We start from the raw sequence: 8,275 nt of genomic DNA, 5'->3' as shown, positions 1-8,275 counted from the left end.
GGCCAGGAGGGGGCGGAGGCGGAGGCTGGACACGCGCCCGGTCTAACGGGTGCGTGAAGCGGATTCAAACGCTCAAGGGGCAGGCGGCGAACACGGGGATGGAGGCTTCCCCAATTACGCGTTGGAACCCCAGCACCCTTGTTGGTACAAGAGCCGAGCCGCGCGTCGGTGCGGCCGTGTGGGAGGCAGCAACTTGCGGGAGAAACTGAAGGCCTTGGCGGAGCTGCAGAAGGTTGACCTCGAGGTCGCCTCGCTCCGAAAGGCGGCGGACGTGCATCCCCGCCAGATTTCCGAGCTGGAGCGGGAGCTGGGGGTCGCGCGCAATGGCATCGAGGCCGAGCGGACACGCGTCGCCGACCTCGAGAAGCAGAAGGCCTTGCTCGAGCAGAACATCACGGACGAGAAGGACAAGGTGAAGAAGTGGGAAGCGCGCCTGTCCGACCAGCGCTCCACGCGTGAGTACTCGGCGCTCGCTCGCGAAATCGACATCGCGAAGAAGGGCATCCTCACCCAGTCCGAGGCACTGACTGAGAAGGTGAAGGAGCTGGGCCAGGCTCGCGAGGGCATCAAGGGCAAGGAGGCGGAATACGCCACCAAGCAGCAGGGCCTGTCGGGCCGGATGACGGACCTGCGCGGGAAGCTGGGCGAATCCGAGTCCCAGGTGAAGGGGCTGGAGGGGCGCCGCGCGGAAGTCGCCGCGAACGTGGATGCCAACCTGCTCCGCCGCTATGAGGTCATCCGCAAGAAGAAGCTGCCCGCGATGGTGGGCGTGGTGGCCGGCACCTGCCAGGGCTGCAACATGAACCTGCCCCCGCAGATGTACAACATGCTGCGCACCTCGCTGGGCACCGACGTGTGCCCCTCGTGCAACCGCATCATCTTCGCCGTGGAAGCGCTGAACGAGCCGAAGGACACCGCCGAGAAGTAGCGGCGGCGCATCACTTCGGTCCCCTTCCCCATGCCGACCCCTTCGCTCGTCGACGTCCTCCGTCACATCGCCCGTGAGGAGCCGTTGACGGCGACGGTGCGCGCCTTTCGCGGGCTCACCCGCGAACACCTGGGTCAGCTGTTGGACGAAGCCGCTGACCAGCTGAGCGGTGGTCCGCGCGACGCCGGGGCACCTGCGTCAGAGCCCGCCCCGCGGACGGCGCCCGAGTCCACCACGTCAGGCATCGAAATCGTGACGCCCGCCGCGGGTGGAGCGCTGAACCGCGTGCGCGTCTATTCAGACGGAGCGGCGCGAGGCAACCCGGGCCCTGCCGGTGCGGGAGCGGTGCTGACGAACGCCGAGGGCGCGGTGGTGGCGCGCCTGGGCAAGTTCCTGGGGCACCAGACGAACAACTACGCCGAGTACATGGGCCTGATCATCGGCCTGCAGCACGCGAAGAGCCTGGGCGCCCGCGAGGTGGAGGTGTTCGCGGACAGCGAGCTGCTCATCCGCCAGCTGGGTGGGAAGTACCAGGTGAAGAGCCCCACGCTGAAGCCCTTGTTCCAGGAAGCACAGAAGCTGCTGGCCACCTTCGGCAAGGTGAGGCTCGCCCACGTCCCCCGCGCGCAGAACGCGGAGGCGGACGAGATGAGCAACCGGGCCATCGACGAGCGGATGTAGCCCCAGGGTCCGTGCCGCCGTTGCCTGATTCCGGGTATGATCGCTCCCCAACCGGGCGAACGGGGGCAGCGTGAGGGGCCTGAGACTCGGAGTGGGCTTCGTGCTCCTGGTGCTTGGAGCGGTGGCGCTCCTCCCCGGGCTCTATCTTTCGGTTGGGATATGGGTCAGGCCGGGGCCCACGCTCGCGGCGGATGTCGTGGCATGCGAGCCAACGGCCTCGGCGCAAAGCTGCGTCCGTTCGACCTGCCACGGGATGAGCGAGTCCGAGTGGAAGCTCGACCATTACGAAATGGTCCAGTTCGAGCGTCACATGGTCCACGTGGTCGGCCTCGTCCTCCTCGGGGCAGGCCTGCTGATGCTGAGCGTCAGTGGCTTGCTCCTTCGGTCAGAAGGAGCGCCAGCCACGGCCGGAAGTGAATAGCCGGCCTGGCCTTCAACGACTGTCGCGCTGCCGAGCCTGCATCAGGGCAGAGTGTCCCCCGCCACGGCGCCGGACGGCTTGGGGCGTGTCCAGTGCTCGATCGCGATGCTGACCGCGCCGGGCAGCAGCACTTCCTTCTTCACCCGCGCATACGCCACCTTGGAGTCCTGGCCCCGCGCATCCAGCTGGCGCGCGAGCACCAGACGGAGCGCGGCCCTCTCTCCCCAGTCCAGCGTCGCCGTCAGCGACTCCACGGGCAGCTTGCCGCGCAGCACGTCCTGCAGCTCGCCGTAGCCCAATTCCACGCCGGAGATGTCGAGCGTCCTCGCCGCGAGCGCGGCGTCCCCGAGCCTTTCGAACTCCGCCGCCAGCAACATGCCCGCCTCGGAGCCGACATGGCGGAAGCCGAAGAAGTCGACGTGCGTGGAAGCCCGCGCGGCGAACTCTGGCTCCTCGGCGAGCGCCAGCATCAGCCGCGCCGCGGTCTCGACCGCATCGTCCTGTGCGCTGCTCGGCGCCTCGGCATCCGGAGGCTGTCCCAGCGAGGCCGAGAGCCACCGGGTCACCAGGCCCTCCGGCTGGTCCTTCTGGGCCCACGCGACGAGTTGCCGCATCGCTGCGTTCTCCTTGCCGTCCTGTGACGCGTGTCCGACCAACTTCGCGTAGAGCAGCACGTCATCCAGGTCCGGTGGATCCTTCTCCGCGCCAGCCTGGAGCAGGCGCTCCGACAGCCTGCGCGCCGCCTCCGCGCGGCGGCCCAGGGCCACCAGCACTTCGGCATGCGTGTCCTGGTAGCGCGAATAGTCCGGGTCCCCCTGCTCGATTGCATCCAACAGCGGGAGCGCATCCGCCCAGCGCTGCTGACGTGCATACCGCACCGCCAGCGCACGGCGGGGAAGCAGCTCCCCGGGATGATTGCGCACCAGCGCCTCCAGCCGCGCGGTCCCCGCGGGCTCGGCCTCGACGCGCGCGAGCATCACGGCCATGACCAGGGAGTCGGGATGGCGTTCCACCTCGGACTGGTAGTACGCGCGAACCTCGTCAGTCCGCCCGGCGCGACGCATGTTGTACATCCACGCCCGCTGGGCATCCACGCTGTCCGGCTGCGCGTCACGCCGCTCCCGCGTGGCGGCGAGCGACGCGAGGAGCCCTTCGTCACGCGCGAGCACCATCCTCGCGACAACGGCGGCGTTCTGCGCGCCCGGCGTCTCCGGCAGCGCCCGCGCGAGCTCTTCCGCCAGGCGCGCGGCCTTGGCCGTGTGGTGGTTCGTCATCAGCCAGCCGTAGCTCGTGGCCCAGCCCCCCGGCACCTGGCCCAGATGCATGCGCGTGGTGGAGCGGCCATCCTCCTTGCGCATCGAGAGGCGCTTGGGAGGTTCGGTGAGCATGTAGTCGATGTGTCCAGCCCGCAGGAAGGGCGTGCCCGCGAGGACCAGTGGCGCGGACTCAGGCGCGGTGGTGCCAGGAGCGTCGTCCCGCGAGTAGCGGACCGTCGCCATGTAGAGCGGAGCGGCGCCCAGCAGGTTGTAGACGAAGAGGCCACCCTCGTCGGTCACGTACACCGTCTCGTGGGCCAGCGTGGCCGCCCCGCTGCGCACGTCCACGTCCAACGGCCCGACGGGCATCTGGCGCACCCGATGATCATTCGCCGAGAGCGAAAACTGCTCGCCGCCCGCGGTGACCGTGACCGAGGTGTCCAACGCGTTGACGAAGAGCACCTGCTCATGCGTGTCGAGGGACCGGACCGCGCCCACGATGGCGAGCGCACAGACACCGATTCCACCGAGCAGCAGCATGCCCTGGCGGGGAGAAGTCGAAGGAGCACTCACGGCCGGGCCTCCTGCGTGAGCGTCGAAGCGGTGAGCAACAACGGGCGGCGGTCGCCCGCGCCGGGCAGCTGCCAACGGTCCACCCACGCATGGAAGAGGACCTCCAAGGCACGCGGATCCGCCGCGTCGGCCACGAGCTCCAGCGGAGGAGCCGGCACGTCCGCCCCGAGCCCTTCCTGGGTCACCGACCAGACCCGCTGCGAGGATGCGCCTCCCGGGCCGGGCTTCGACGCCTCCCGCACACGCAGGGTGAGCACCGGCGGCCCGTCACCCGGCAGCCCCCGACCTCCGTCCACGACGAGGACGCCCTGCCCCAGCGCTTCATCCACCGTCCGTTGCCATGCGTGCACGATCAAGTCCGAAGGGTCATCCCGCTCCGGCGTCCGCGTCCCGGCGGGCGCCTCCCACGTCACGGTGACGCGGCGGCTGTGGTTGCGAGAGACGGCGTCCAGCAACGCCGTGAAGAGCGCGCGGGACGGCGCGGCGGCGCTGCCTGGATCCAATCGGGACTCCATCCGTGTCCGCGCCTTGCCCAGCTCCGCGTCCACCCGTGCCTGAAGCTGGGGGACGAAGCGAGGGTCGGGCTGCTCGCGCAGGTACTCGAGCATGGGGCTCAGGTCCTCACGCGACGCGACTCGCATCCAGGCGTGCTCCGCGGACAACCGATTCTGCGGCCACACGGCCCCGCCCACGAGCAACACGCCGATCCCCGCGGCGGCGAATACACCGGGCCAGGGAGAAGGCGTGTTCGGTGCTCGCACGTGGCCTTGCTTGTCCGCGCTCGACAGCAACGCCGGAGGCAGGTGCTCCACGCCGCTCTCCGCGTCCAGCATTCCCCGGCCGAGCAATTCCAGCACCCGGCGGCGACGGGCGATGAGCTCTTGGGCCAGTGACTCCGCCTTGTCCTTGCCCCGCACGGTCAGGACCATGCGCTTGTCACTGAAGCGCAGTTGGATGTTGGTGTGCTGGTAGACGCCGTTGGTCTGGTGATTCACCAGTTGCAGGTCCTGCAGGTGCACGAGCGGCCACACGGTGATGCGGTCGATGGCCACCTGGATCAGATGCAGGGGATGGATGGTGTTGAAGCGCCCGTAGGGGCTGGCCATCACCCGCAGGAGGTAGCGGGCCTGGAAATACATGGCGCCAGAACCGAGCGCCGCGATGGCCGCCCACCCCACCCAATCCCAGACACCGCGCTCGTTGGTTCCCAGGAAGAGGAAGGCCAACAGGAAGCACAAGGCCGTGGCGCACAGCAACGTGAAGACGGCCGGCATCACCCAGGTCGTCAGGACGCGCCAGCCGCCGATCCGCTCGGCCTCCGAGTGCAGCCATTCACGGGTGACGGCAGGGAGTGCGTCCACCTCCACGGTGACGCTCGTTGGATACGCGACCTCGGTGGCGCTCTCCGGGTTGAAGCGCCGGCCGAACGCGAGCAGTTGGTTCGCGCCCTTGGACTTCTGCTGGGCGAAGAGATGCGCGGCGGCCGAGGAGAGCTGGCCTCCAGTCCATCGGCGCAGCTCGGCGTCGGCGTCCTCCGGCAGCTCGGCGTCGAGCCGCTCCAACTCCTTCGCGGCGTTGGCGTCCTGGCCGAACTCCAGCATCGTCGCGATGCGCCGCACCTTGAGGGCGAGCACGTCCATCCGTGAGATGGCGGGCAGCGACTGCGCCTGCTCCAGCACCTTGAGCGCGTCCGCCACCTGCCCCATCGCCTCCAGGCAGTCCGCGAGCGCCACGCGCGGGCCCACTTCCGAAGGGCCGTGCTTGCCCGCGCGCCAGAAGGCATCCGCGGCTTCCTTCATCTGCTCCAGCCGGAGCAACGCCCAGCCCCGTTGCAGGTGCCCCTGCCAGGAGTCCGGTGCCCGCGCGAGCAGGGCGTCGAACTCCGCCAGCGCCTCCTTGGCGTCGCCCTCGTAGAGGAAGTGACGGCCCAGCAGGATCCGCGCGTCGTGGAAGTCCGGCTGTTCGTTGAGAAGCTCTGTGAGGAGCCTCCGGCCACCGACCTTGTCACCTGCCTCGAACAGGTTGATGGCTTCCTGGAGCGCGGCGTTCTTCGCCGCCTCCGGGCCATCCGGCTGTTGCGCGGCGCTGGCGTCGAAGGCCTGGCGTGCCTCGGGGTCGTTGAGCAGTTCGTACGCTTCGCGCAGACGGCGGAACTCCTCCGGATGCGTCTCCGGCGGGTTCTGCCGGACGCGCTCGAAGTACGCCTTCTTGATGGCGCGGGCGTCCGCGTCCTTCTCGACGCCCAGCACCTCGTAGGGGTTCTGGCGGGCTTCGTTGTTCACCGTCGCTCCAGTCCTGGCGTGTTCGCGGCCGCGTTCACGAGCCGCCACGCCTCATCCAAGCTGTCCACCGCGATCAATCGCAGGCGTCCGGACACTTCGGGCGGCAGCGCCGCCACGTCGTCCAGGTTGCGGCGCGGGTGCAGCACCACGCGCATGCCTTCGAGGTACGCGGCCACCAACTTCTCGTGCACGCCGCCCACCCGCCGCACTTCACCGTTCAGCGTCAATTCACCCGTCACGGCCAGCCGCGCGGGCAACGGGCGCTGGGTGTACGCGGAGAGGCCCGCCAGCGAGAGCGCGAGCCCTGACGACAGGCCGTCCTTGCCGACCTCCGTGTCGGTGTAATGCAGGTGCAGGTCGTAACGGGTCGTGAGCGTGCCCAGGCTCAGCGCGGGAGCGCGGGCCCGCACCACGCTGAAGGCCACGTCCGCGGCCTCCTGGCCTTCGGGCCCCACATGACCACTGCACCGCAGCACGCCGCGCCCGGGCACCGCGATCGCCTCCAGCGGCGAGACATGCCCGCCCCCCGGATGCCAGCCGAGCACGCCCACGCGCCCAACCGCGGGCAGGTCACGCGCCAGCAGACGGCGACGTTCAGCGATTTCGGCCTCGCGGCCCGCCGCCGCCAGGGACTCTCCGTTCGCGGCCGCGCGGGCATAGAGCGCTTGTGCCTCGTCCAGTGCTCCAGCTTCGAGCCGAAGGTCTCCCAGACGCAGCGCCGCGGCCCCCGGTGCCCCCGCCAGGTCGAGCACGGCGCGACGGGCCTCTTCGACCTGGGCGGCGGGACGTCCCTCCAGCCACAGCAACTCCGCGCGAAGCAGGGCCGCGGCGGCGCGGGTCCGGGTCGCCGCGGGTGCGATGACGAGCTGCCGCTTCACCTCCGCGAACGAGCCCCGGGAGAGCGCTTCGACGGCTGCGTCGAGCTTCGCCTCGGAGAGCGCGGCACGCGCCGTGGGCAGCTTGAGGGCCTGGATCGCCTGCTCCAGGGGAGGCGCGTCCAGCATGGCGGTGGTCGCCGGAAGTCCGAGCGCCGCGCGAGCCCCCAGCACCGACTCCGCGAGGCGTGGATCCTCCGGTGCAAGGAGACGGGCCCGCTTGAGCGCGGGCATGGCTTCGGACGGCCGGTTCGTGCGCTCGCACAGACGGATGACGGCGCGCCAGGCCTCCAGTTCACCGGGGGCGGCTTCGGTGGCCTCGAACGCATGCACGAGCGCATCGTCCGGCCGCTCCTCCTCCAGGAGCGTGATCAACTCCGCGCGCAGGGACGCATCGCGAGGCGCTTCGCGAACGGACGTCTGCAACATCTTCAGCGCCTCTGTCCGCTTGCCGTCGCGCGCCCATGCGCCGCACAGGAGACGACGCGCGGGCCCACCTCCACCCAGGTCCAAGGCCTTGCGCGCGTGCTCCGCGGCACCGCGAAAGTCGCGCTCCTGGAAGAGCGCTTCGGCCAATGCCAACCGAGCAGAGGGTTCGGACGGGCGCAGCACCACCGCACGTTTGAGCTCGGTCAGCAGCATTCGCTTGCTCAGCCCAGGTCGAACAGCAGGTCCGTGAGCTCTGCGTCCAGGCGGGCCGCGGCCCCCCGGTCCCCCTTCGCACGGGCCTCACGCAAGGCATTGCACAGCGACTCCAGCCGGGGACGCACGTTCGCTGGCGCGGTCGCGATCCGTTCGGTCGCCGCGTTCAACAATGCGTCCGCGTCTGCATCCGGAGACACCGCGGGCGGAGCCACGGACACGGGTGCGGACGACGGCGTTGCCGGCACAGGGGCCGAGCCCCACTCGCGAGCCAATCGCTCCTTCGCCTCCAGCCGCTGCTCCGGCCCCAGGCGCTGCGAGCGCTTGTCCACCACCAGCGTGGCCTCCTTGCCCGTGGAGACCACCCGCGTCGTCACGTCGAGGATGCCGTTGATGTCGTACGTGAACGTGACCGCGACCTTCTCCGACCCCGCGCGCCCGGGCGGCACGCCCTCCACCGTGTACGCGTCCAGCAGCAGGTTGTCCTTCACCAGCCGGGCCTCGCCCTGGAACACGCGGATCTCCACCGCGCGCTGCCCGTCCGCCGTCGTCGCGAAGGTCTCCGTGCGCGACACCGGCACCGTCGTGTTGCGCGGGATGAGCGGAGAGAAGACCCC

6 protein-coding genes are annotated in these 8,275 nt (G+C 70.0%); 2 read left to right on the top strand and 4 right to left on the bottom strand.

Annotation, left to right across the window (positions count from 1 at the left end; all coding sequences use genetic code 11):
• Positions 1–193: 193 nt before the first annotated feature.
• Positions 194–928 (top strand): zinc ribbon domain-containing protein, encoded by a 735-nt coding sequence (locus tag D7Y11_RS39960; protein WP_120581532.1) that lies wholly within the window; start codon positions 194–196, stop codon positions 926–928.
• Positions 929–958: 30 nt separating this feature from the next.
• The gene (locus D7Y11_RS39955; protein ID WP_126936306.1) at positions 959–1,609 is read left to right on the top strand and encodes a ribonuclease HI family protein; all 651 of its coding nucleotides are present in this window, start codon (positions 959–961) and stop codon (positions 1,607–1,609) included.
• A gap of 462 nt (positions 1,610–2,071) precedes the next feature.
• Here the strand turns inward: D7Y11_RS39955 and D7Y11_RS39950 are convergent, their stop codons facing one another.
• The 4 genes from D7Y11_RS39950 to D7Y11_RS39935 form a co-directional block, all read right to left on the bottom strand.
• Positions 2,072–3,859, bottom strand: coding sequence for a lipopolysaccharide assembly protein LapB (locus D7Y11_RS39950; RefSeq protein ID WP_126936305.1), 1,788 nt, complete (start codon positions 3,857–3,859; stop codon positions 2,072–2,074).
• Complete coding sequence (locus tag D7Y11_RS39945) at positions 3,856–6,141, bottom strand: DnaJ domain-containing protein (protein ID WP_126936304.1); 2,286 nt, start codon at positions 6,139–6,141, stop codon at positions 3,856–3,858. Before D7Y11_RS39945 ends, D7Y11_RS39950 begins: the two co-directional genes overlap by 4 nt.
• On the bottom strand, positions 6,138–7,658 hold the full coding sequence (locus D7Y11_RS39940; RefSeq protein WP_126936303.1) for a S16 family serine protease: 1,521 nt from the start codon (positions 7,656–7,658) through the stop codon (positions 6,138–6,140). The genes D7Y11_RS39945 and D7Y11_RS39940 overlap by 4 nt, the downstream gene beginning before the upstream one ends.
• A gap of 8 nt (positions 7,659–7,666) precedes the next feature.
• A partial coding sequence (locus tag D7Y11_RS39935; protein ID WP_148139267.1) for an Hsp70 family protein occupies positions 7,667–8,275 on the bottom strand: 609 nt, incomplete at its 5' end.

Origin of the sequence: Corallococcus sp. AB018 (genome assembly GCF_003986945.1) — a bacterium.
Lineage (GTDB): Bacteria > Myxococcota > Myxococcia > Myxococcales > Myxococcaceae > Corallococcus > Corallococcus exiguus.
This window is presented reverse-complemented; position numbering and strand designations above follow the sequence as displayed.